Source organism: Pontixanthobacter sp. (assembly GCF_049682855.1).
Lineage (GTDB): Bacteria > Pseudomonadota > Alphaproteobacteria > Sphingomonadales > Sphingomonadaceae > Pontixanthobacter.
The window spans coordinates 215,659-238,599 of the sequence record NZ_JBAUIK010000016.1 but is presented as its reverse complement, the minus strand read 5'-3'; the positions used below and the strand labels follow the sequence as shown (position 1 = coordinate 238,599).

The window sequence follows — 22,941 nt, the reverse complement described above, 5'->3', positions numbered from 1 at the left end:
CCTAGGCAGTCATCAAGACGCCGCGATAAATCGGGTCTTCCATCGCGCGGCCAGTGCCGACAGCGACACAGGTGAGCGGATCTTCGGCAATACTGACAGGCAGGCCGGTCTCCTGACGAAGATGTTCATCCAGACCTTCGATCAGTGCGCCGCCACCGGTCAGGACAATGCCCTGATCGACAATGTCAGCCGCAAGTTCCGGAGCGGTGTTTTCAAGTGCAATCCGGACCCCTTCGACAATCGCGCCGATGGGTTCAGCCAGAGCTTCGGCAATATGCGCCTGGTTAATGGTAATTTCCTTGGGAACGCCATTGACAAGATCGCGTCCTTTGAGCGTGATTGTCTCACCGGTGCCATCTTCGGGGACCATAGCCACGCCGTAATCTTTCTTGATCCGTTCCGCAGTGGACTCACCGATCAGCAGATTGTGGTGACGGCGGACATAGGATACGATCGCCTCGTCCATCTTGTCACCCCCAGTACGCACCGAGGTGGTATAGGCCAGACCGCGCAGAGACAGCACGGCAACCTCGGTGGTGCCGCCGCCAATATCGACCACCATCGAACCCACCGGTTCAGTCACCGGCATATCCGCACCGATCGCAGCCGCCATAGGTTCAAGGATCAGATAAACCTCGCTAGCGCCCGCATTGCTGGCTGCATCGCGGATCGCGCGGCGTTCCACCGAAGTCGAGCCCGATGGCACACAGATGGTGATTTCCGGGTAGCGGAACATGCTTTTCGATCCATGCACCTTGCGGATGAAATGCTTGATCATTTCCTCGGCGATTTCGATGTCTGCAATGACACCGTCACGCAACGGGCGGATTGCTTCGATACTGTCAGGTGTCTTGCCCATCATCATTTTGGCTTCGTCACCGACCGCTTTGACTTTCTTGAAGCCGCCTATAGTTTCCATTGCCACCACCGATGGCTCGTTAAGGACAATGCCCTGATCCTGAACGTAGACCAATGTGTTTGCGGTGCCGAGATCAATCGCCATGTTTTGCGATCCGAACTTGAAGAGTCGGGAAAAGAAGCTCATCCGAGGATTATTCCGTAATTTTTACAGGCTTTTACCGCCGTACTTGGCGATATGTGCAGCCCGATTGTGATTGGGGTGACAGCCTCTTAACGAACGCGCTGGAAAAAGGCCAAAAATTTATGCCGGTTTTGACCGGCTTTTTTCACTGGCAAACTCGAATTTGGTCCGTTTCGTCGCTAACGCCTCACAGCCATGCCAATTATCCGCCGCCTGCCCGAAACCCTGGTCAACCGCATTGCCGCTGGTGAAGTGGTGGAACGTCCGGCGGCAGCGGTAAAGGAGCTGGTCGAAAACGCGATTGATGCGGGGGCCTCACGTATCGCGGTTCAGATCATCGATGGCGGTCTGACGCGGATCGTGATTACCGATGACGGGTGCGGCATGTCGCCCGATCAAATGACGCTGGCGCTGGAGCGGCACGCGACATCCAAATTGCCCGACGAAGCGATTGAACAGGTTACCACGCTGGGTTTTCGCGGCGAAGCATTGCCCTCAATCGCAAGCGTTGCGCGGTTTACCGTCGAAAGCCGGCCGCGCGAATTGGGGCAGGGGTGGTGCAAAGTGGTGGATCATGGCGACATGGTGGAGGATACGCCCGCCGCTTTGCCGCATGGCACACGGGTCCGGGTTGAAAACCTGTTTGCCAAACTGCCCGCGCGGCGCAAATTCCTGCGCACTCCGCGCAGTGAATATGGTGCATGTCTGGATGTGGTACGGCGACTGGCGATGGCGCGGCCCGACATCGCGTTCACCCTGGATCACGCCGAGCGCCGCGTTCTGGCGACGCAGGCGGGTGACAGCGTGGAAGCGCGCGTCGCGGGTATTATCGCCCGCGAGTTGGCGGATAATGCCGTATCGATTGATTTTGAACGCCCCACGCCCAGCGGAGAGATGATCCGGCTGACGGGTGTGGCGGGGCTGCCGACCTATAATCGCGGGGTGGCAGATCATCAGTATCTGTTCGTCAATGGCCGTCCGGTGAAGGACCGCCTGCTGACAGGAGCGGTACGCGGTGCCTATGCCGACATGCTTGCGCGGGACCGTCATGCCGTGCTGGCGCTGTTCCTGACCATCCCGGCGCAGGAAGTGGATGTGAACGTACATCCCGCAAAAACCGAAGTGCGTTTCCGCGATAGTCAGGGCGTGCGCGGCTTTATCGTATCCGGTTTGCGCCGCGCATTGGCGACAGGTGACCAGCGTAGCGCGCAGTCGCCCGATGCCGCCGCGATGGGCCGCTGGCAGTCCGAGCCTGTGCGGGAGGAGCCCGCACCGGCCCTGCGGTCAATATTCGAAGGCCGCGACTGGAGCCGCAGCGCACCCTCCTATGTTGCATCACCCTCGCAAAACTATCGCGCGCCGGAAGCAAGCGATTTAGCCGCGCCGCAGGGCAGGGCCGAAATGGCCGAGGATATTACCGAAGACGCCGCGCACTATCCGCTGGGCATCGCACGCGGCCAGGTTGCCAGCACCTATGTCGTGGCAGAAGCCGCCGATGGCCTGGTGATTGTTGACCAACATGCTGCACATGAACGTCTGGTGCTGGAACGCCTTCGCGCCGCCGGTGCAGAGGACGCGATCAAACGCAGCCAGGCCTTGCTGATCCCCGATGTGGTCGAACTGGAGGAGCCCGATTGCGACAGGCTCGAAGAGGCGATGCCAAAACTGGCCGAACTCGGCTTGCTGATCGAACGTTTCGGCCCCGATGCGATGCTGGTCCGCGCGGTGCCGCATGCGTTGGGTAAAGCCAATCCGGCCAGATTGCTGCAAGATATCGCGGACGATATTGCCAAGCATGGTGAAGCGATCTTGCTAGGGGAAAAACTCGACCTGGTGCTGGCGACTATGGCGTGCCACGGTTCGGTCAGGGCAGGGCGCGCCCTTAATGTGGCCGAGATGAATGCGTTGCTGCGCGAAATGGAAAACACACCGCGATCAGGGCAATGCAATCATGGTCGCCCCACATGGGTGAAGCTGAGCATGGATGATGTCGAGAAGCTGTTTGGGCGGCATTGAAAGAACGCCTCAATCCTCAATCGCCGCATCCGGGTCGCGCACTTTGATCAGGCCGTTGCTGATCATTTCCAGCACAACGTCGCCATCCTGATTGATCGTTTGGCCAATCGATTTAAAAATTCCCATATCGGGCCGCGATTTGCTGCGGCGTTTTTCCAGCAGAGTGGTTTCCACGCGCAGGGTATCGCCGGGATATACGGGTTTTTTCCAGCGGAGTTGATCGACGCCTGGCGAGCCGAGGCCCGCCTGTTTGTGGACTTTCATATTTTCCACCATCATCGCCATTGTCATGGCGCAAGTATGCCAACCGCTGGCCGATAGCCGCCCGAAATATGTTGCCGCCGCCGCATCATCATCTAAGTGAAACGCCTGCGGATCATATTTGCCGGCAAACTCCATCACCTCTTCGCGAGTAACCTCGTAATGGCCATATTTTTGGGTCGAGCCGATTTCCAGATCTTCAAAATAGAGCATAGCCCCTCCCGCATTATGCGACGCCATATTTGAAGGCCATCCAGATGGCCATCGCGATCATCGCAAAATTTTCAGTCAATGATACGAAACCCAAAGGCACTTTGGCGCTGCCGCCGACGCATGCGCATTGTATGTCGCGCTTCTGGACATAGACGGCATGGATAACCGATGCGGCGCCAATCGTGCCAATGGTGAAGGCCACCGGAATTGACAGCCACGGCAGCCAGTGTCCGATCATCAATATCGCAGCAAAAGCTTCCAGAAACGGATAGCTATAGGCATAGGGAACAAACCGCCGCGCAAGCAGATCATACCCGAGAAACATCGTCGAGAATTTCTCAATGTCCTGCAGTTTCAGCATAGCCAGCATGGCCATAGAAAACCCGACGAACCATTCGGCAAGGCGGGCGGTAAGGAAATCACCAAAGATGGCTGCATTCAGCGATATTGCCATCGCTCCCGCGACGCAGAACACGGCAATGACGGCGGTATAGCTGGCCTGGTCAGGCTTGGCTGCTGGCTGGCCCAGATGAACCTGCAGATCGGTATATCCGCCAACCCGCTCGCCATTGATCATTATTTGCGGTGTTGTATCCACTTGCAATTGTGATTTGAGATCATCTGTCTGCGCGCGCGACGTCAAGTGCCGGTCATCAACCTGATAGCCTGATTTTTCCAGCAGCCATTTCGCCTTGATGCCATAAGGGCAGATATGCTTGTCCATCACCATACGGTATAATATTGCAGTTTTGGCAGGCTTCGGCACGGTATCCTCCGCGTGGTAAGTACGATGTGCTGGTTACGATGTGCTGGTTACGATGTGCTGGCTACGACCTGAATTTTGGTATGCCCGCATCGGCATCAAGTTCAGGGATAATACGGTAACGGGCGAGAACGAAACTAAACAGTCCGAAAACCAGCAGCCCAGCAGCAGTGACGGTAAATACCGCACCTTCACCCGCGAGCGAAGCGACCGCATCGCCCAGCGTCTTTACACTCTCTGATCCGCCCGACAGCAGCCCGGCATTGATGAGTGACCACCCGATCACCGCATAGACCACGCCGCGCGCGGCGTATCCTGCACCGCCGAGCCATCGCGTGGCAGAGGGTGCCTGCGCGCTGATGCGGTTCATGAAGGACCCGCTCAACCCTTTCTTGAACTGGAAAAATGCTGTGGCGATAAAGGCACCGCCCAATATGCCCAGCACTATTCCGCCAAAATCGAATGACAATACGCCCGATGCCGCCGCCTGAGCACCGCCGCCGGAGGCGCTGCCGGTGGAAGCGAATTGATAGGCTGAATAGGCCAGTGCAATATGGCCGATGCCGCTTCCGGCGTGACCGATACGTTTTGCCCAACCGGTTTTATCCGACCCTTCGTTTTCAATATCAAATATTGGCGATGCAAAGCGGAACATCGCATAAGCGGCCAGTCCCAATACCATCAACCACAAGATGTATTGGCCCGCCGGGAAATCTTCCACAGCCATGAATATGCCGTTTGTTCCCTCGCTGATTTTTCCTGCGCTGGTGAGCGCAATCATGCCAAGCACCGAATACAGGATCGCGCGGCTGAAATATCCCACGCGAACCAACCAGTTAAACTTTTCCGACTTGTCGACCATGTGTCTTCCCCTGTTTCCAAGTGTAACAGGCGGGCATGCAAATCGTGCCCATTTAACTGGTCACACGTTGAATTTGAAGTTCAGGATATCGCCGTCCTTGACGAGATAATCCTTGCCTTCCTGCCTCAGTTTACCCGCATCGCGCGCGCCGCTTTCACCGTTACAGGCGACGAAATCCTCATAGGCGATCGTTTCCGCTTTGATGAAACCGCGTTCAAAATCGGTATGGATTTCGCCCGCCGCTTGCGGAGCCTTTGCCCCAGCGGGGAAAGTCCACGCGCGCGATTCCTTGGGTCCGGCAGTGAAGTAAGTCTGCAATTGCAGCAGTTCGTAACCTGCACGCACGACGCGGGCCAGTCCGCTTTCCGTCAGGCCGAGCTCGGCCAGATATTCGCCGCGATCTTCCGGCTCCATCCCAACAATTTCGGACTCGATAGCGGCAGAAACGACCACCGACTGTGCACCTTCTGCAGCCGCTTTGGCTGCGACTTTTTCCGACAGGGCGTTGCCATTGGCGGCGTCTTCCTCGGCCACATTGCAGACATACAGCACCGGCTTGGCGGTCAGCAACTGCGCCTGCTGGAACACCCGCTCCTCCTCTACATCATTGGGTTCGGTCAGCCGTGCGGGCTTGCCTTGGCGAAGTAAATCCAATGCCTGACCCAAGACGCTAGCGAGAACCTTTGCATCCTTATCGCCCGCTTTGGCTTTCTTCTCAGCCGCCGGAACCCGTTTTTCCAGGCTTTCCAGATCGGACAGCATCAGTTCTGTTTCAACGACATCGGCATCGGCCACCGGATCAACTTTGTTGGCGACATGCTGGATATCGTCGTCTTCAAAGCAGCGCAGTACATGGACCACGGCATCGACCTCTCGGATATTGCCGAGGAACTGGTTGCCGAGGCCTTCACCCTGACTGGCACCTTTGACCAGGCCCGCAATATCGACAAATGCCAGTTGGGTCGGGATGATCTTCGCGCTCCCAGCAATCGCGGCGATTTTATCGAGCCGGGCATCGGGCACGGAAACCTGCCCGACATTGGGTTCGATCGTGCAAAACGGATAGTTGGCCGCTTGCGCCGCCTGTGTCTCTGTCAGTGCATTAAACAGTGTGGACTTGCCGACATTGGGCAGCCCGACGATCCCGCAACGGAAACCCATCGAAAACTCCGGTAAGTAGCTTTAGCCGCGCCCATAGCGACGGGCGCGGCCAATTGCCAGCCTTGCTGACATGTATCACACGTTGTGAACGGCCTTAATCCACGGGCCATACGGGCTGTCACCCAGCCAGCTTACCTGTGCCTGCGCGCTGGCGGTATTGACCGCGATTTGCGGCTTTGGCCCCGGGTGAACCGGGCGGCGCAGCGGGCGTGTGCCGGGCGGCATGCCGATGATCTGTGCAATGGCGTTGGGCACATCCATCGGATCGGTTGCGCCGCCATTATTGGTCCGTGTGCGCAACTGCTCGACCATTGCTGGATACCCCGCGAGGTGCCGTTCCTCGGCCCGGTCGAGCAGGTTTTGAGTGAGCGCGTTGCTGTTCGCCCAAATTTCGGTTGGATAACCACCGGGCTGGATGATGGTCACCTCAATGCCATGCGGGACCAGTTCATAGGCCATTTGTTCGCTCATTGCTTCCAGCGCGAATTTGGTCGGCGAATATTGGCCAAAGCCGGGCAGCATCACGCGGCCAAGCTGGGACGATACATTGAATATCTGGCCAGATTTCGCAGCGCGCATCGCAGGCAGGGCGGCCCGTGCGATGCGCTGCGGGCCAAACACATTGGTATCGAACAGCAGCCGGGTTGCATCCATATCCTGAATTTCAATCGGTCCTGCGGTGGAGATACCGGCATTGTTGATAACCACATCCAGCGCGCCGCCAGCAATTTTTTCAGCTGCCGCCACACCGGCGGTGACACCCTCATCATCGGTTACGTCGATTTCGATGACATGAAGGTCAAGCGCCTCCGTTTTGGCAAGCGCGAGCAACTCGCTCGCTTCCTGACGGGGGAGGTTGCGCATAGTCGCGAAAACCGTGGCGCCCTTGCGGGCAAAATCTTCCGCCATTAACCGGCCAAAGCCTGAAGAACAGCCGGTGATCAGGATCGATTTGCCTTGCACCGTTCCAAGCGGGATCGCCGGGCCGCTTTGTGCGCGCGATGCGCCCGCGGCCAGTACGGTCGTGGCGGCAGCTGCCCCCAATAATGTGCGGCGGTTGATATCAGGCATGTCTGTGTCCTCTTTCAGTCAATGATATGGTCTGGCGCGGAGCCCGGCAGATTAATCCTGAGCCAGCCGCAAAGCGAGCGCGCTCATAAAACGCGGATCGTTACCTTGCGCCAGCCACTCTGCCTCAGATCCGATCGCCCCCAGCATATTTATCAGATCCGCTTGTTCGGCTTTGGAATAATTGCCCAGCACATATCCGCGCACGCGCGCCTTGTCACCGGGATGGCCAATGCCGATACGCACACGGCGGAAGTCGGGGCCGATATGCTGGTCGATTGACCGCAAGCCGTTATGGCCCGCATGCCCGCCGCCCTGCTTCACTTTTACCTTGCACGGCGCCAGATCAAGCTCGTCATGAAATACAGTGAGAGCATCGGGGGCCAGCTTGTAGAACCGCACGGCCTCGGCAACACTGCGGCCGCTATCATTCATATAGGTCGCCGGTTTCAGAAGAAGGATTTTCTCGCCGCCAATCCGGCCTTCCTGTGTCCAGCCCTGAAATTTTTTCTGCACCGCAGCGAATCCGTGCATTTCAGCGATGACATCACAGGCCATAAACCCGACATTATGGCGGTGCATGACATATTCCGCACCCGGATTTCCAAGACCTACCCATAATTGCATGATCGCCCTCTAACGCGGCTTATCCAAAAGACAAAACGCCGGCCGCACTTTCGTGGGCCGGCGCTTGTGATATGCTGATTGCGGAAAACCAGCGGTTGCTAAATCAGCCTTCCTCAGCGTCAGCATCGGGGCCTTGCTCGGTCGCGGCAGTTTCGCCCGCTTCCATATCTTCACCGGTTTGATCATCACCTTCAGCGCCTTCGGCTTTCTTGAGAGCCGATGGAGCGACCAGACCGGCAATTGTGTAATCGCGGTCAGTGATTGCACTGACGGACCCTTCAGGAAGGGTGATTTCGCTGATGTGGATGGAATCGCCGACTTCTTTGCCGGTAACATCAATTTCGATCTGCGACGGGATTTTATCAACTTCGCAAACCAGGTCGAGTTCATGGCGGACGACGTTCAGCACGCCGCCTTTCTTAAGGCCAGGCGATGCGTCTTCGTTGATAAAGACAACCGGAATGGCGACTTCGATCTTTGCCCCCTTCGCGAGACGAAGGAAATCGGCATGGATCGGGCGGTCCGTCACCGGATGAAACGAAACATCTTTCGGGATGGTACGGACTTTTTGTCCGTCAAGCTCGACCATGACGATCGAGTTCATGAAGTGACCGGTCATCAGCTGGCGAACCAGCTCCTTGGCTTCCACGTGGATCGGTGCTGGTTCTTCTTTTCCGCCATAAATTACGGCGGGAACACGGCCATCGCGGCGCAATGCACGGGAGGCTCCCTTGCCAGCCCGTTCGCGCGTTTCGGCCGGCAGGGTAAGAGCGTCGCTCATAATAATTGCCTTTCAAATTGCATATTTGGTTATTTTCCGCGCCACGCCTCCAGGGATGACCATAGCGACAGAAGTGCGGCGCGATAGTGCGGTTACGGGCAATTGGCAAGCAAAAGCGCCTATTGAATGCGCGTGACACCATAGCCTCTCTCGCCAAGCAAAGCGGGCAATCCATCGGGCCCGGTCATGTGCGCCGCGCCGACCGCGATCATCAGCGGGCCGGTACCGGCAAACAATTCGCGCAACCGGCGGACCCATAGGGTGTTCCGCTTCACCAACAGCGCCTCACGCAGTTCGGGATCGGCCAGCATGCCGGCGCCGTTTTCCAGCTCCAGCTGTTCCAGATTGCCGGTAAGCCATGTCACCATCAATTTTCGCGGATCATCGCGTTGCGCAACAGCGCCTTCATCGATAACCGCGTGGAGCAGATCAATCTGTTCCTTTTCCGGAAGACGGTCAAAAATACCCAGCTGCTTGCGTGCTCCTTCCAGCTCTATCACCGGACCACCACCGAACCCGCGGATCAATGCGCGGTCCACACCATTTTCAGAATCGCCTACGCTTGCCAGTTGGGCAAAGGTAATCGCTGCCGCCCATGTCTCGGTCGATTGAAACTCGCCCTTGTCAAAACCGCCTTGCTCCATAAGCGCCGCGAGTTTTCTGCGCCGGTCGGGCGAAACACGGTCCTGCAACACCGGTTGATCCGGCGTCAGCGCCAATTGGTAGAATGTGCGGGCGATTGCCTGTTGATCATCCAGATCGGCAATTTCGACTACCAGCGCCTCTGACCGGCGCAAGGCCTGGTCCAGTTTTTCGGTCCGCCAATTCACGCCGTCGGGCAATGCGTGGATCGTCCCGAATAACCATCCTTCCAGATTGCCGTCTTCGCCAGTGATTTCCCACAAGGCCGGTTCGGGTGCGGGGAGGGCATTGCCATCACTATGCACCTGATCCGAAGCGGGAGCATCTCCGCAGCCCGGCAGCAGCAGCAGTGCCGCCAGCGGGCCGAGGAGACGCATATTCATGCCTACTGAACTCGCGTGACAGTGAAATCGCGCAGTTCGAGCAAGTCCTGCACACTTTTTTCGCCAGCCAGATGTCCGGCGCCCACCGCGATAAAGACAGTACCCGGCTCGTCCATCCGGTCATCAATCCATTCCGCCCAAGTGGCATTGCGGCTGAATAAAAGTGCTTCGGCCAGGGCAGGATCGGTCAGGCTGGCATTCATCAAGGTGCCCAATTCAGCAGCATCGCCTTCTACCCATTCATCAACCATTGCATCCAGCGTTGGCACGATTTCATCGATCCCGTCGGCCGCTTCCATCATGAACGCGATTTGCGATTCCTGCGGCAAGCCGTCAAATACGCCGACCTGGAATGCGATGCTTTCCAATTCGCCGCGCGGTTTATCGCCCGCTTTTTCCTCCAATACTTTCTCAACTCCGCTCTCCGGCGAATACCCAGCCTGGATCAGCGGCAACATCGACAGGTTGATACCGGCAAACCACGGTTCGAATTGGTCAAAGGCGGCTGGCGGTAGACCGACTTTGGCCATTGCTGCCTCGTAAGATGTCTTTTGTTCCTCGGTCAGCAAGCTGCGCAAGGTGGTTCCGGCAGGCAACATACCGCTGGTCATGAACAATTGCCCGGCAGTTGCCTCTGCCTCTGGCGTCATATACAGCTCTGTGACCAGCTTGTCAGAGGATGTCAGCGCCTCCGATATCGGCCCTGTGTACCAGTCAATATCCTCTGGCAGAATATGAACTGTGCCAAACAAGTAGATGGTCGTGTCCTCGTCAGCGACTTTCCACAATGCCGGACCGCGCATTTCCGCATCGGCAACGGGTGCCTGCGTTGTCGCGACTGGTGTCGGTTTCTGCTGCTGGGCGCAGGCTGTGGTTGAAAACAGCAATGCAATACTGGCAGCGGTTGTGGTGAGAATATTTTTGTAACCTATCATAGCAAGTCTCCTGAAAAACGGATTGAACACGGTATTATGGGTTTTCATTATGCGATTTTAGCGAAAACCAAGCTTACGGGCACCGTAAGCAATGAATGTGACAACGATCATTACGAGGATGATCGGCAAAGCGGCAGGCTCGGCAACCTCACCGATATCATGCAGCAGATACCATAGACCAAAAATCAGTACCGCTGCGTAATACCCCACCAGATGGCTCCACAAATTATCCATCAGGTCCAATTCATCGATCCGGCGGAAGTAATCGCGAGTGAACCAGGCAAGGCCGATGAAAACTAGGGCCCATACAATGAAGAGAACCCACATTGGCAGCGCACCATCTTCAAACATTCCCGTCAGGTAACCGGTGGCAATACCGGCCGCGAAACTGGCCAGAAACGCTATTGCGAGATAGCGCCAGAATTTTCCTCGGCGGGCTTTAAGCTTGGTTTCACCGCTCGGCGCACCGTTATTTTCTTGAATCATCGAAAATCTCCTCAATCGGCATATCGAACAGACGAGAAATACGAAAAGCAAGCGGGAGCGAGGGGTCGTGCTTTCCCGTCTCAATGGCATTTACCGCCTGGCGCGATACATCAAGGTTCCCCGCCAATTCGGCCTGGCTCCAGTCACGTTCTGCGCGGAGAACTTTTAGGCGGTTCCTCACGAACCATTCCCGTGTGAGAACCGATCATGCAAACTTGCATAAGCGTAACCGACATAGAACATCATTGCGGCAGCCAGGGCCAGGAAGGTGGCGTCGTTTGCGAGTGCTGGAATGTTCGATGGCGATCGTTCAATCTCACCCTCCGCGACGATGCTATAGCCAGCCCTGTAGGCGATATCATAGAGCCGCAGCAGCAACGCGCTACAAAGGTAGGCGGCAATACCTCCCGTGCTCCACCGCATACCCACATGCCATAATGACCGATAATAGTCATCCGATCTATAGTGCGATATTGCTGCAATGAGGCCGCTTGCTGTCAATCCTGTTAAAACCGAAAGTGACTGCTGGTCAGGATCTGAGATATACAATCCGAGCGTCAATGCCGTACCAATCATACCCACCCAGATTAATGCGAATGCAACGCTTCTGCTTTCGGTAGTGAGGGCATGGGGATGATAGGACATGTGATCATACCTCGTGGTAATTGTCAGGTTATCGTGACTATATGTAACGATTCGCTGACCATGTCAACACTCCCTTACATAATGTCGCCACAATATGACACCGTAGGGGCTATGATGCCGATATGTCCGCTCGGCCCGCCGCTGCGGCATTGACGCATTTGGGGCCATCCGCCAAAGCCGCGCGCATGGCGACGAATGCACCTTCTATACCGGCACGTAACCCTGAAAACAGCTTTCAGGATATGATCCTTGCGCTCCATGATTTCTGGAGCGCCAATGGCTGTCTGATCCTGCAACCCTATGACATGCGGATGGGGGCGGGCACATTCCACACCGCGACCACCCTGCGCGCGCTGGGGCCGGAGCCGTGGAACGCAGCGTTTGTCCAGCCCTGCCGCCGCCCTACCGATGGCCGTTACGGCGAAAATCCCAACCGGCTGCAACATTATTATCAGTATCAGGTGATCCTGAAACCAAGCCCGTCCGATATTCAGGAGCTCTATCTGAAGAGCCTCGCCGTGATCGGGATTGATCCGCTGCGACACGATATCCGCTTTGTCGAGGATGATTGGGAAAGCCCCACGCTGGGCGCATGGGGTCTTGGCTGGGAAGTCTGGTGTGACGGGATGGAAGTGACCCAGTTCACCTATTTCCAGCAGATGGGCGGTTTTGATTGCAAGCCGGTCGCGGGCGAGCTCACATATGGGCTTGAACGTCTTGCGATGTATATTCAGGGCGTCGACAATGTATACAATCTCGATTTCAACGGTCAGGGCGTTTCTTATGGCGCAGTGTTTCTCGAAAACGAGAGACAGATGTCGAAATGGAGCTTCGAAGTGGCGAACACCGATGCTCTGTTCGATCTGTTTGGCAAGGCGGAGGCCGAGTGCCATAATGCGCTAAATAATAATGTACCGATCGCTGCCTATGAGCAAGCGGTAGAGGCCAGCCACATCTTCAACCTGCTGCAGGCGCGCGGTGTCATCAGCGTGCAGGAACGCGCCAGCTATATGGCCCGCGTCCGCGACCTCGCGCGCGGGAGCTGCGAAGCGCATATGGAGAAGGAAGCGCCCGTGTGGGCCGAGAAATATCCGGAGTGGTCGAAATGAGCGACTTCCTCCTTGAACTGCGCAGCGAAGAGATCCCTGCCCGCATGCAGGCCGGTGCGCGTGATGAGCTGGAGAAACTGTTCCGCCGTGAGATGGACGCTGCGGGCGTCGCGTTGGGCGAACTTACCATCTGGTCCACACCCCGCCGGCTTGCCTTGATTGCGCGCGATGTGCCCAAAGAAACGAAGGCTGTGAGCGAGGAAGCCAAGGGTCCGCCAGAAGGCGCTCCCGATCAGGCAGTCGACGGTTTCTGCCGCAAGCTGGGCCTCACGCGCGATCAGCTCGAAGTGCGCGATGTCAAAGGGCGACCGACATACTTCGCTGTCATGAACACTCCAGGCAGGGCTGTGGCTGAGGTTTTGGCCGAGGCTATCCCCGCTATTATCCGGGATTTCAGCTGGCCCAAGTCCCAACGCTGGGGCGAGGCATCGATCAGCACCGAAAGCCTGCGCTGGGTGCGGCCGCTATCGGGCATTACCGCGCTGCTCGATGGGGCTGTCGTGCCTTGCGAGGTGCATGGCATAGCGGCAGGCAATATTACCAAGGGCCACCGGTTCCATCACAAAGGCGAAATCGTGATCGACAATGCGGGTGAGTATGCGGCTAAATTGCGCGACGCCCATGTGATTGTTGATCATGAGGAGCGGCAGACCATCATCCGCGACGAGGCCAGGATGGCGGCATCGGATGGCGGCCTCGATCTGGTTGAGGATGAAGGTCTCGTAGTTGAGAATGCGGGCCTGACCGAATGGCCCGTGCCTTTGCTTGGCCGGTTTGAGGATGACTTCCTCGAAGTGCCGCCAGAGACAATCCAGCTTACCGCGCGGGTGAACCAGAAATATTTCGTGTGCGAGAAGGACGGCAAGCTCGCCAACGCCTTCATCTGCACCGCCAACATAGAGGCGGATGATCCGGCTGTGGTGGTGGAGGGTAACCGCAAAGTCCTCGCTGCGCGGCTGTCCGATGCGAAATTCTTCTGGGATGTGGACCGAAAGAAGACGCTGGCGCAGCACGCCAAGGGGCTTGAGCGGATTACTTTCCATGAGAAACTGGGCACGGTTGCCGACAAGGTGGAGCGGGTGGCGAAGCTGGCCCGCTGGCTGGTTGAGGAAGGGATTGTCACAGAAACTCCCTTCCCCGGCGGGGAAGGGTCAGGGATGGGGGTTCCCGCTTCGAAGTCGGGCACTCCAGCATCGCCGAACACCCACACCCAACCCTCTCCCTCAAGGGAGAGGGCTTTATTGGCCGACCAGGCCGAATTGGCTGCGCGCCTGTGCAAGGCCGATCTGGTCACCGAAATGGTAGGGGAGTTTCCCGAACTTCAAGGCCTTATGGGCGGCTATTACGCCCGCGACGAGGGTTTGGATGATGCCGTGGCGGATGCGATCCGCGATCATTACAAGCCGGTCGGGCAAGGCGATGATGTGCCGACTGCTCCGGTGACGGTGGCGGTGAGTTTGGCGGATAAGCTTGAGACAATCACGGCCTTTTTTGCAATTGCTGAGAAGCCTACTGGATCGAAAGATCCGTTTGCTCTGAGGCGTGCCGCCCTCGGCGTGCTATCTATTTTGGCCTCAAACTCTATTCGCGTTGAACTATGTAAGTTCGTGTCCTCTGCTGCGAAATTTGCCGCGCACCAAATTCGGCAAAAGCACGAGCATTTGATGGAGTTGAACGACATCTTCGTCGATTACGAAGAATGTTGTCCAGACATCTTCACTTACCGCTTCAATCTCATCGATGGTGAATGGGACACCCGTCCACGCGATACGGCGACAGGAGCTTTGACTACCCTAAGAGCCACGAATCTTAACTTTGAGAACTTAGAGCACGCAAAAGAGATTGCAGTGGAGGTGGCAGACTTCTTCGCCGACCGCCTCAAAGTCCAACAGCGCGAAGCGGGCGTTCGTCACGACCTCATCGACGCAGTATTCGCGCTAGGCGGCGAGGACGATCTCGTTCGTCTCCTTGCCCGCGTGCATGCGCTGCAATCCTTTATGGCCACTGATAACGGCACCAACCTGCTCGCTGGCTACAAACGCGCATCGAACATTCTCAAGAAAGAGAACCACCAAACTCCCTTCCCCGATGGGGAAGGGTCGGGGATGGGGGTTCCCGCATCGGAAGATTCAGTACCGCCGAACACCCACACCCAACCCTCTCCCTCAAGGGAGAGGGCTTTTCAACTTTCCTACTCGCCCGAACCCGCCGAAAAGGCGTTGATCGACGCGCTTGATGCAGCAGGGCCGAAAGCCGCCGCCGCTATCGAGAGCGAAGATTTCGAAGGGGCGATGGCGGCCCTCGCGACTTTACGTAATCCGATTGACGAGTTTTTTGACCATGTCACCGTTAATGACAGCGACGAGAGTAAGCGGACGGCGCGGCTTGATCTGCTCGCGCGGTTCCGCGGCGCGGTTCATCAGGTGGCGGATTTCAGCAAGATTGAAGGATGATTGCGCGCGGGGGCGGGGGCCTCCCTCTGCCGGGCGCTTTTGCAGAAGTGTTGAATTAAAAGAACTATTTTGAATATATCTGCTTGACACAGTGTCAATTGTGTCAAGCAAGTGTCAACCAGATCGAAGCCAAATAGGGAAAATGATGACGATGAAAACGGTCTACACATTTGGCGGGTCAGCGGACCATTCCGATCCGCGCCAGAAGGATAAAACCGTCACGGGCGGGAAGGGCGCAAATCTGGCCGAAATGGCGCAAATCGGTTTGCCAGTCCCGCCCGGCTTCACCATCACCACCGAAGAATGCGTAAAATATCTCGCGGGTGGATCGGATTTCACCCAAACGCTTCGAAATGACGTCAAGACGGCGTTGCAACATGTCGAAGCCACCGTGGGTAAGTCCTTCGGAAATAACGATGATCCCTTGCTGGTGTCGGTTCGTTCTGGTGCCAGAGTGTCGATGCCCGGCATGATGGATACGGTCCTCAATCTGGGTCTGAATGACACCACGGTACAGGGCCTTGCCGCGACATCGGGCGATGCACGTTTTGCCTGGGACAGCTACCGCCGGTTCATTCAGATGTATTCGGACGTCGTGCTGGAGGTTGATCACGGACTGTTCGAGGAAGCTCTTGAAATCGCCAAGGAAGACAAGGGGTTCTATAATGACACAGAGATGGAAGCTGAAGACTGGCAGGCGCTGGTTGCAGAATATAAAAGCATCGTTGAGCAGGAATTGGGCAGGCCCTTTCCGCAGGACGTCACCGAGCAGTTATGGGGTGCGATCTCCGCCGTGTTTGACAGCTGGGATGCGGACCGCGCGAAAGTCTATCGCCGCCTGAATGACATACCGGCGGGTTGGGGCACGGCCGTCAACGTGCAGGCGATGGTGTTCGGCAATATGGGCGATACCAGCGCGACCGGTGTGGCGTTTACCCGCGATCCTGCCACTGGCGAGAAAGCCTATTACGGCGAATGGCTGGTCAATGCGCAGGGTGAGGATGTGGTCGCGGGTATCCGCACGCCGCAATATCTCACCAAAGCCGCGCGTGAGCGGGCCGGGGCTAAACCGCTGAGCATGGAGGAGGCGATGCCCGCAGCTTTTGGCGAGCTGGCCGCCGTGTTCGAACTGCTCGAAAAACATTACCGCGATATGCAGGATATCGAATTTACCGTTCAGGACGGGAAATTGTGGATGCTGCAAACCCGCAGCGGCAAACGCACCGCCAAAGCCGCGCTGAAGATGGCTGTCGATATGGCGGGCGAAGGGCTGATTACCGAGAAGGAAGGTATTCTGCGCGTCGATCCGATGGCGCTCGATCAATTGCTGCACCCCACGCTTGATCCGCGCGCGCACCGCGATATTCTGACCACCGGCTTGCCCGCGTCACCGGGCGCTGCATCGGGCGCCATCGTACTGGATGCTGATGCAGCGGAACAAGCCGCCAATCGCGGTGAGAAAGTTATTCTGGTCCGTGTGGAAACCAGCCCGGAAGATATTCACGGGATGCATGCAGCGCAGGGAATTTTGACCGCGCGCGGCGGCATGACGTCACACGCCGCCGTCGTGGCGCGCGGTATGGGGCGCCCATGCGTGTCGGGCGCATCGGCTGTCTCGATCGATATGGTGAGCCGCACTCTGCGGATTGGCGACCGCGCATTGAGCGAAGGCGATACGCTGACATTGGACGGATCGACCGGCCAAGTGATGGCGGGCACTGTGCGGACCATCGAACCGGAAATGGCCGGAGATTTCGGTGTATTGATGGAATGGGCGGACAGATACCGCCGCATGCGCGTGCGCACCAATGCGGAAACGCCCGCCGATTGCAAAATGGCGCGGCAGTTTGGCGCAGAAGGTATCGGGCTTTGCCGCACCGAACATATGTTTTTTGATGCAAGCCGGATCAGCGCGGTGCGCGAGATGATCCTGGCCGACACGGAAGCGGGGCGGCGCGACGCGCTGGCCAAGCTGCTGCCCGAGCAGCGAACGGATTTTCGCGAGATTTTCGAGGTTATGGCGGGGCTGCCCTGCACGATCCGGCTGCTCGATCCGCCGCTGCATGAGTTTCTGCCGCATAGCGATGCGGAATTTGCAGATCTGGCCGATGTGACCGGATTGAACGTCGATCATTTGAAACGCCGGGCGGGTGAACTGCACGAATTCAACCCGATGCTGGGCCATCGCGGGTGCCGCCTTGGCATTACCTATCCCGAAATATACGAGATGCAGGCGCGTGCCATTTTTGAAGCTGCGTGTGATATTGCCAAGGAAACTGGCGAAGCGCCGGTTCCCGAAATCATGGTTCCGCTCGTCGCGACCAAGCGCGAACTGGAAATCTTGCGAATACTTATCGAGCGTGTTGCACAGGACGTGTTTGCCGAGCAGGGCCGTGATATCGCCTATCTGGTCGGCACCATGATCGAACTGCCACGGGCCGCATTGATGGCCGGTGAAATTGCCCGTGAAGCGCGCTTCTTCTCATTTGGAACCAATGACTTAACGCAGACAACTCTGGGTGTATCGCGGGACGATTCTGCGCGGTTCCTCGCGCCATATGTCGATCAGGGCATTTTCGAGCGCGATCCGTTTGTCAGCCTCGATATAAGCGGCGTGGGGCAATTGGTTGAAATGGCCGTGGAGCGCGGCCGCGCGACACGCAGTGATATCAAGCTGGGCATTTGCGGCGAGCATGGCGGTGATCCCGCCAGTATCGGTTTCTGCGATGATGTGGGGTTGAATTATGTCAGCGCATCACCATACCGCGTTCCGATCGCGCGGCTGGCGGCGGCGCAAGCCTCCATCAGGAAGGAAGGGTAAAGCATTCACTTCCAACCAGTTAGGGTAACTATCTCGAAGGTCTCTGTCACCTTACCGTCGATATCAGCAAGGGCGTTGAACGCGCGTTCTGCCCGGTCACGCCCTGCGCGGCCAATATGCGGGGCAGCGTTTTTCAGCGCATTGTTCAGCCCGTGATCGCGCAAATCACTCACCAGCGTGTCGAGCGATGAAAAGCGGACAGAAAGCGTATGGCTATCAACGACTTGCCGCTTAAACCCGGCACGCTGTAGCAACCCTGCGGCGGATTGATTATCCACCATCGGGTGAATACGCGCGGCTGGTCTATCTCCATCTGCCGCTAGCATCGCCTCGCGCAATTTGGGCAAGCTGCCCGCGCCAGGGAATGTAGCGATCATCAAACCGCCTTCAGCCAGCGCGTGTTTTTTATGGATCAGCGCGCCGGGCAAATCGTTTACGCTGCCAAGGCCCAGCAGGTGGATGACAAGATCATATGGCCCGCTTTCAATCGGGCGCTCTTCATCAAATGCGCCGATCGGGCGACTTTCCACATCGGTGCCGCGCGCTTTCAAAACTGACGTCAAGAGGCCAGCCCAATCACCTATAATCAGTGCCTTATGCGGGGATGTCTGCATGAAATCGATCCGCTCCACGACATCATCCACCGCATCGCGAAGAAGATAATCAGCCGCAGCAGGCACCTGTGAACGGCTTACCAGCCGCGCCCATTTCGCGGCGCGGCGCTTCCGGCAAAAAATCGCTGGAGGGGGCTGTGATGCCATCCCGCTCTTTTGTCGTGCTTGCTGAACAAGCGCAAGCACGACATGATGGCAGGGTGCAATTTCGCCAGGTCCTCATTGATGCGGTCAAACCCGCAGTAGATCTCGTCTATCCACCGCGCTGTCCCTTATGCGGCACTGCCATCGCGCAACAGAAGGGGCTCTGCGCGCCGTGCTGGAGCGAACTGATAATTCCCGGCGAACCATGCTGCACCACATGCCAACGCCCGTTTCCCGCTGACTATTCGGAGGCGGCGATGGTGTGCGGTCCGTGTATGGCCGATCCGCCGCGCCATGATGGTATTGCGGCTGGCACGCTGTACAACCATGCATCGCGTGCGCTGGTTTTGTCGTTCAAACATGGCCGACGTATCGCCCTGTCACGCATGCTTGCGCCGCTGATCATCGCGCAATTGCCGCAGTTGGAAGGCGAATGGTTGGTCGTCCCCGTGCCGCTTCACTGGTCCAGGCTGTGGTATCGCGGCTTCAATCAGGCCGCATTGCTGGCGGAGCACATTGCCAAGGCCACCGGGCAGACATTACTGGTCGATGGGCTACGAAGGACACGGCGGACTCAGCCGCTTGGCGGTCTAGGGCGAAAAGGCAGAGAGCGCATGTTATCAGGGTCGATCCGTCTTCATCCGCGCAAGAGTGACGTCATGAAGGCGGCGCAAGTCATTCTCGTGGATGATGTTTTAACCAGCGGCGCCACCAGCGATGCCTGTGTCAAAGCCCTTAAGCGAGGCGGCGCAAAGACTGTGAAAATCGCGTGTTTCTCACGAGTGCTCGATGAAGCGCGAGGTCAGAATACTGCTATGCCGGAAACGAAAACGCCCGAGGCCTAAGGCCTCGGGCGCCACGTGACGAATATGTCTGGACGTGCCTTGCAGCGCCGATGGCCAACCCCCTTGATGGCCATCACAATCCAATCCCTCATCGTTCAACAGGCGCGCCACATTCAAAAACAGGCTGCGTCCTGACCCCCTGAACCTGGCACTCTGCGGCACCGGTATTCAAGAGCGCCTCTCATTCCACTGGTTGCTTCGGTGTAAAAGAGCCAACTTGCAGCATTACATGTTTTGACCCATATCTGTGGTTATCGTGCAACATAGCGTTAACCGCACTGCACCGCCTATCGGGTTTAAACAGGCCCTTAGCGAAAGCCAGATGTAATGACCCAGTCCAACGTATCGTCTACCCCAGAGCACGGCACAGAATTTCTGCCGAAATACGATGCCCACGGCCTGCTGACAGCCGTGGTCACGGATTATGACAGCAATGCAGTGTTGATGGTTGCATTTATGAATGCGGAGGCTGTGGCCAGTACCATTGAGACCGGTTTTGCGCATTTTTATTCCCGGTCACGGAAAAAACAGTGGCGAAAGGGTGAAAGTTCGGGACATGTGTTGGCAGTGCGCGAAATACTGACTGATTGTGATCAAGACGCTTTGGTACTGCGGTGCAAGCCCGCCGGGCCGACCTGCCATACCGGCGAGAAATCGTGTTTCTATCGGCGACTTGGCGATGGACGACTTGAAAGATTGCCAGCTTGACGTTTACGTAAAGGGTAGCTACCATTGCGACATGACAACGCATACTGACCAAAAGCCAGCCCGCGAAGCCCATGCCGGGGCGCATTTGGAACGTCCGGACAAATTCGATCGCGAACAATATAGCATTTCGGATCTGACAACAGAGTTTGATTGCACCGCCCGTGCTCTTCGGTTTTACGAAGATGAAGGCCTGGTCGCTCCCAAACGCATGGGACTTACCCGAGTATATTCAAAACGGGACAGAGCACGTCTGGCCTGGATCATGCGGGCAAAGAATGTCGGCTTCAGCCTCGTCGAAATCCGTGAAATGATTGATCTCTATGACCTCGGCGATGGCCGGGTCGAACAGCGCCGTGTGACAGTGGAGAAGTGCCGCAATCACGTGGCAAAGCTAAGGCGTCAACGTGCGGATATAGACTCATCAATAAAAGAGCTGACCGCCTTCATTGATGACATCATAGATTTGGATCTCGACAGCCGAAAAGGCTGATCACCTAAAGGAACACATTATGCCTACTTACACTGCACCAACGCGCGATACGCGCTTTGTCGTTAACGAAGTTCTCGATCTGGCGAGCTACAACAATCTGCCCGGGTTTGAAAATGCGACGCCCGATATGATTGACACTGTTGTTAACGAAGCTGGAAAGTTTTGTTCAGAAGTGCTCGCGCCGCTCAATCAGATCGGTGACAAAGAAGGCTGCACCCGTCACGATGACGGCAGCGTGACAACGCCGACCGGTTTTAAGGAAGCGTTTGAACAATACCGAGAATCCGGCTGGGGAACGATTGCACAACCAGAGGAATTCGGTGGCCAGGGTATGCCGCACGTCCTGGGCTTTGTGGTTGAGGAATTCGTCGGCACCGCAAACCAGGCCTTTGCCATGTATCCCGGCCTGACCGGCGGTGCGATTGCGGCACTGACCGCCAAGGGATCTGACGAGCAGAAGGAAAAATATCTGCACAAGATGATCGCCAATGAGTGGACCGGAACCATGAATCTGACAGAGCCGCATTGCGGCACTGATCTTGGTATGATCCGCACCAAGGCCGAACCGCAGTCTGACGGTTCCTACGCCATTACTGGTACCAAAATTTTCATCTCCGCTGGCGAGCATGATATGGCGGAAAACATCATCCATCTGGTACTCGCCAAGACGCCCGGCGCACCAAACAGCTCCAAAGGTATCTCGCTTTTTGTCGTACCGAAATTCATCGTAAATGAAGACGGTTCGCTGGGTGAGCGCAACACGCTGCAATGCGGTTCCATTGAAGAAAAGATGGGCATCCACGGCAATTCGACCTGCGTCATGAATTATGACAGCGCGAAAGGCTGGATGGTTGGTGAGGAAAATAAAGGCCTCGCCGCGATGTTTATCATGATGAATGCCGCGCGGCTCGGTGTCGGGATACAGGGCTATGCCCAGGCAGAGGTCGCGTATCAGAACGCTGTCGCTTATGCTCTGGACCGCCGTCAGGGCCGTGCTCTTAGCGGTCCAGCTGAGCCGGAGGCACCCGCCGACCCCATTTTCGTCCACGCAGATGTGCGCCGGATGCTGATGGATGCCAAAGCCTATGTCGAGGGAATGCGCGCGCTGGCATTGTGGGGGGCGTTGCAGGTCGACCTGACGCATAAAGGCGCAACCGAGGAAGATCGCGAGAAAGCGGACCAGATCATCAGCCTGCTGACGCCTGTGATCAAAGGCTACGGCACTGATAAGGGATATGATGTTGCAACCAACATGCAGCAGGTCTTTGGTGGGCATGGTTATATTCAGGAATGGGGGATGGAGCAATTTGTGCGCGATAGCCGCATCGCGATGATCTATGAAGGTACCAACGGTGTGCAGGCAATGGACCTTTGCGGCCGTAAGCTCGCCCAGAATGGCGGTGCGGCTATTCAGACCTTCTTTGCCACCGTCGATGAAGAAATAGTCGCCGCCAAGGATATTGAAACAATTGCGCCATTTGCCGAGAAACTCGAAAAGGCGCTCGGTGAGCAGAAAGCCGCCACTATGTGGTTCATGCAAAATGCCATGGCGAACCCGGATCACCTGGGCGCTGGTGCGCATCATTACATGCACATCATGGGCAATGTTTCGCTCGGGCTAATGTGGCTGCGCATGGCAACGGTGGCGCAGGCAAAACTGGATGCCGGAACCGATGACGCAGCATTCTATCAAAACAAGATTGCCACAGCACGCTATTTTGGTGACCGCTTCCTGCCTGATTGCGGATCGCTGCGGCGCAAGATTGAAACCGGTTGCGACAGCATGATGGCGCTGGGTGAAGAAGCTTTTCTAACCGCCGCCTGATACAGGGTTTATGCGGCACGCCGTATTTTGGATGATAAAGTGCATCT

The 22,941-nt window shown here is 56.9% G+C and carries 22 protein-coding genes; 8 read left to right on the top strand and 14 right to left on the bottom strand.

The window, feature by feature from the left end:
* Position 1: 1 nt before the first annotated feature.
* On the bottom strand, positions 2-1,045 hold the full coding sequence (locus WA922_RS11110) for a rod shape-determining protein (protein ID WP_424771765.1): 1,044 nt from the start codon (positions 1,043-1,045) through the stop codon (positions 2-4).
* A gap of 192 nt (positions 1,046-1,237) precedes the next feature.
* Between WA922_RS11110 and mutL the strand changes: the two genes are divergently transcribed.
* Positions 1,238-3,058: a DNA mismatch repair endonuclease MutL gene (mutL, locus tag WA922_RS11105; protein ID WP_424771764.1), complete on the top strand. Its 1,821-nt coding sequence runs from the start codon at positions 1,238-1,240 to the stop codon at positions 3,056-3,058.
* A gap of 9 nt (positions 3,059-3,067) precedes the next feature.
* Here mutL and WA922_RS11100 read toward each other — a convergent pair whose 3' ends face one another.
* From WA922_RS11100 to WA922_RS11045, 12 genes are all read right to left on the bottom strand, one after another.
* Positions 3,068-3,532 (bottom strand): MaoC family dehydratase, encoded by a 465-nt coding sequence (locus tag WA922_RS11100; protein ID WP_424771763.1) that lies wholly within the window; start codon positions 3,530-3,532, stop codon positions 3,068-3,070.
* Between the two features lie 13 nt (positions 3,533-3,545).
* Positions 3,546-4,298 carry a MauE/DoxX family redox-associated membrane protein gene (locus tag WA922_RS11095; protein ID WP_424771762.1) on the bottom strand — a complete coding sequence of 251 codons (753 nt, stop codon included), beginning with the start codon at positions 4,296-4,298 and terminating at the stop codon, positions 3,546-3,548.
* 61 nt (positions 4,299-4,359) lie between these two features.
* The gene (locus tag WA922_RS11090; protein WP_424771761.1) at positions 4,360-5,157 is read right to left on the bottom strand and encodes a DUF1206 domain-containing protein; all 798 of its coding nucleotides are present in this window, start codon (positions 5,155-5,157) and stop codon (positions 4,360-4,362) included.
* A 60-nt stretch (positions 5,158-5,217) separates the two neighbouring features.
* Positions 5,218-6,318, bottom strand: coding sequence for a redox-regulated ATPase YchF (ychF, locus tag WA922_RS11085; protein ID WP_424771760.1), 1,101 nt, complete (start codon positions 6,316-6,318; stop codon positions 5,218-5,220).
* Between the two features lie 75 nt (positions 6,319-6,393).
* The gene (locus WA922_RS11080) at positions 6,394-7,389 is read right to left on the bottom strand and encodes an SDR family oxidoreductase (protein WP_424771759.1); all 996 of its coding nucleotides are present in this window, start codon (positions 7,387-7,389) and stop codon (positions 6,394-6,396) included.
* 51 nt (positions 7,390-7,440) lie between these two features.
* Positions 7,441-8,013 (bottom strand): aminoacyl-tRNA hydrolase, encoded by a 573-nt coding sequence (gene pth / locus WA922_RS11075; RefSeq protein WP_424771758.1) that lies wholly within the window; start codon positions 8,011-8,013, stop codon positions 7,441-7,443.
* Positions 8,014-8,116: 103 nt separating this feature from the next.
* Entirely contained in the window at positions 8,117-8,794 is a 678-nt protein-coding gene (locus tag WA922_RS11070) for a 50S ribosomal protein L25/general stress protein Ctc (protein WP_424771757.1), read from the bottom strand.
* A 119-nt stretch (positions 8,795-8,913) separates the two neighbouring features.
* Positions 8,914-9,819, bottom strand: coding sequence for a TraB/GumN family protein (locus WA922_RS11065; RefSeq protein ID WP_424771756.1), 906 nt, complete (start codon positions 9,817-9,819; stop codon positions 8,914-8,916).
* Between the two features lie 2 nt (positions 9,820-9,821).
* Positions 9,822-10,754 carry a TraB/GumN family protein gene (locus WA922_RS11060; protein ID WP_424771755.1) on the bottom strand — a complete coding sequence of 311 codons (933 nt, stop codon included), beginning with the start codon at positions 10,752-10,754 and terminating at the stop codon, positions 9,822-9,824.
* Between the two features lie 57 nt (positions 10,755-10,811).
* Positions 10,812-11,240, bottom strand: coding sequence for a hypothetical protein (locus WA922_RS11055; protein ID WP_424771754.1), 429 nt, complete (start codon positions 11,238-11,240; stop codon positions 10,812-10,814).
* On the bottom strand, positions 11,224-11,421 hold the full coding sequence (locus WA922_RS11050; protein ID WP_424771753.1) for a helix-turn-helix transcriptional regulator: 198 nt from the start codon (positions 11,419-11,421) through the stop codon (positions 11,224-11,226). The genes WA922_RS11055 and WA922_RS11050 overlap by 17 nt, the downstream gene beginning before the upstream one ends.
* Complete coding sequence (locus WA922_RS11045) at positions 11,418-11,885, bottom strand: hypothetical protein (RefSeq protein ID WP_424771752.1); 468 nt, start codon at positions 11,883-11,885, stop codon at positions 11,418-11,420. Before WA922_RS11045 ends, WA922_RS11050 begins: the two co-directional genes overlap by 4 nt.
* A 242-nt stretch (positions 11,886-12,127) precedes the next feature.
* Here WA922_RS11045 and WA922_RS11040 point away from each other — a divergent pair, with 242 nt between their 5' ends.
* From WA922_RS11040 to ppdK, 3 genes are all read left to right on the top strand, one after another.
* Positions 12,128-12,994 (top strand): glycine--tRNA ligase subunit alpha, encoded by an 867-nt coding sequence (locus tag WA922_RS11040; RefSeq protein WP_424771791.1) that lies wholly within the window; start codon positions 12,128-12,130, stop codon positions 12,992-12,994.
* On the top strand, positions 12,991-15,447 hold the full coding sequence (gene glyS, locus WA922_RS11035) for a glycine--tRNA ligase subunit beta (RefSeq protein ID WP_424771751.1): 2,457 nt from the start codon (positions 12,991-12,993) through the stop codon (positions 15,445-15,447). The genes WA922_RS11040 and glyS overlap by 4 nt, the downstream gene beginning before the upstream one ends.
* Before the next feature lie 151 nt (positions 15,448-15,598).
* Positions 15,599-18,268: a pyruvate, phosphate dikinase gene (gene ppdK / locus WA922_RS11030; protein WP_424771790.1), complete on the top strand. Its 2,670-nt coding sequence runs from the start codon at positions 15,599-15,601 to the stop codon at positions 18,266-18,268.
* Between the two features lie 5 nt (positions 18,269-18,273).
* On the opposite strand, the gene WA922_RS11025 is transcribed toward ppdK, so the two are convergent.
* Positions 18,274-19,029: a methyltransferase domain-containing protein gene (locus WA922_RS11025; RefSeq protein ID WP_424771750.1), complete on the bottom strand. Its 756-nt coding sequence runs from the start codon at positions 19,027-19,029 to the stop codon at positions 18,274-18,276.
* Between WA922_RS11025 and WA922_RS11020 the strand changes: the two genes are divergently transcribed.
* The 4 genes from WA922_RS11020 to WA922_RS11005 all read left to right on the top strand — a co-directional run bounded on the left by WA922_RS11020 (position 19,023) and on the right by WA922_RS11005 (position 22,894).
* Positions 19,023-19,871: a double zinc ribbon domain-containing protein gene (locus WA922_RS11020; protein WP_424771749.1), complete on the top strand. Its 849-nt coding sequence runs from the start codon at positions 19,023-19,025 to the stop codon at positions 19,869-19,871. The genes WA922_RS11025 and WA922_RS11020 overlap by 7 nt on opposite strands.
* 327 nt (positions 19,872-20,198) lie before the next feature.
* Positions 20,199-20,579, top strand: a complete 381-nt coding sequence (hisI, locus tag WA922_RS11015) for a phosphoribosyl-AMP cyclohydrolase (protein ID WP_424771748.1) — start codon at positions 20,199-20,201, stop codon at positions 20,577-20,579.
* A 31-nt stretch (positions 20,580-20,610) separates the two neighbouring features.
* A complete protein-coding gene (locus tag WA922_RS11010) occupies positions 20,611-21,069 on the top strand; it encodes a MerR family transcriptional regulator (RefSeq protein WP_424771789.1) in 459 nt (152 codons plus the stop codon).
* A gap of 19 nt (positions 21,070-21,088) precedes the next feature.
* Positions 21,089-22,894 carry an acyl-CoA dehydrogenase C-terminal domain-containing protein gene (locus tag WA922_RS11005; RefSeq protein WP_424771747.1) on the top strand — a complete coding sequence of 602 codons (1,806 nt, stop codon included), beginning with the start codon at positions 21,089-21,091 and terminating at the stop codon, positions 22,892-22,894.
* Positions 22,895-22,941 lie beyond the last annotated feature (47 nt).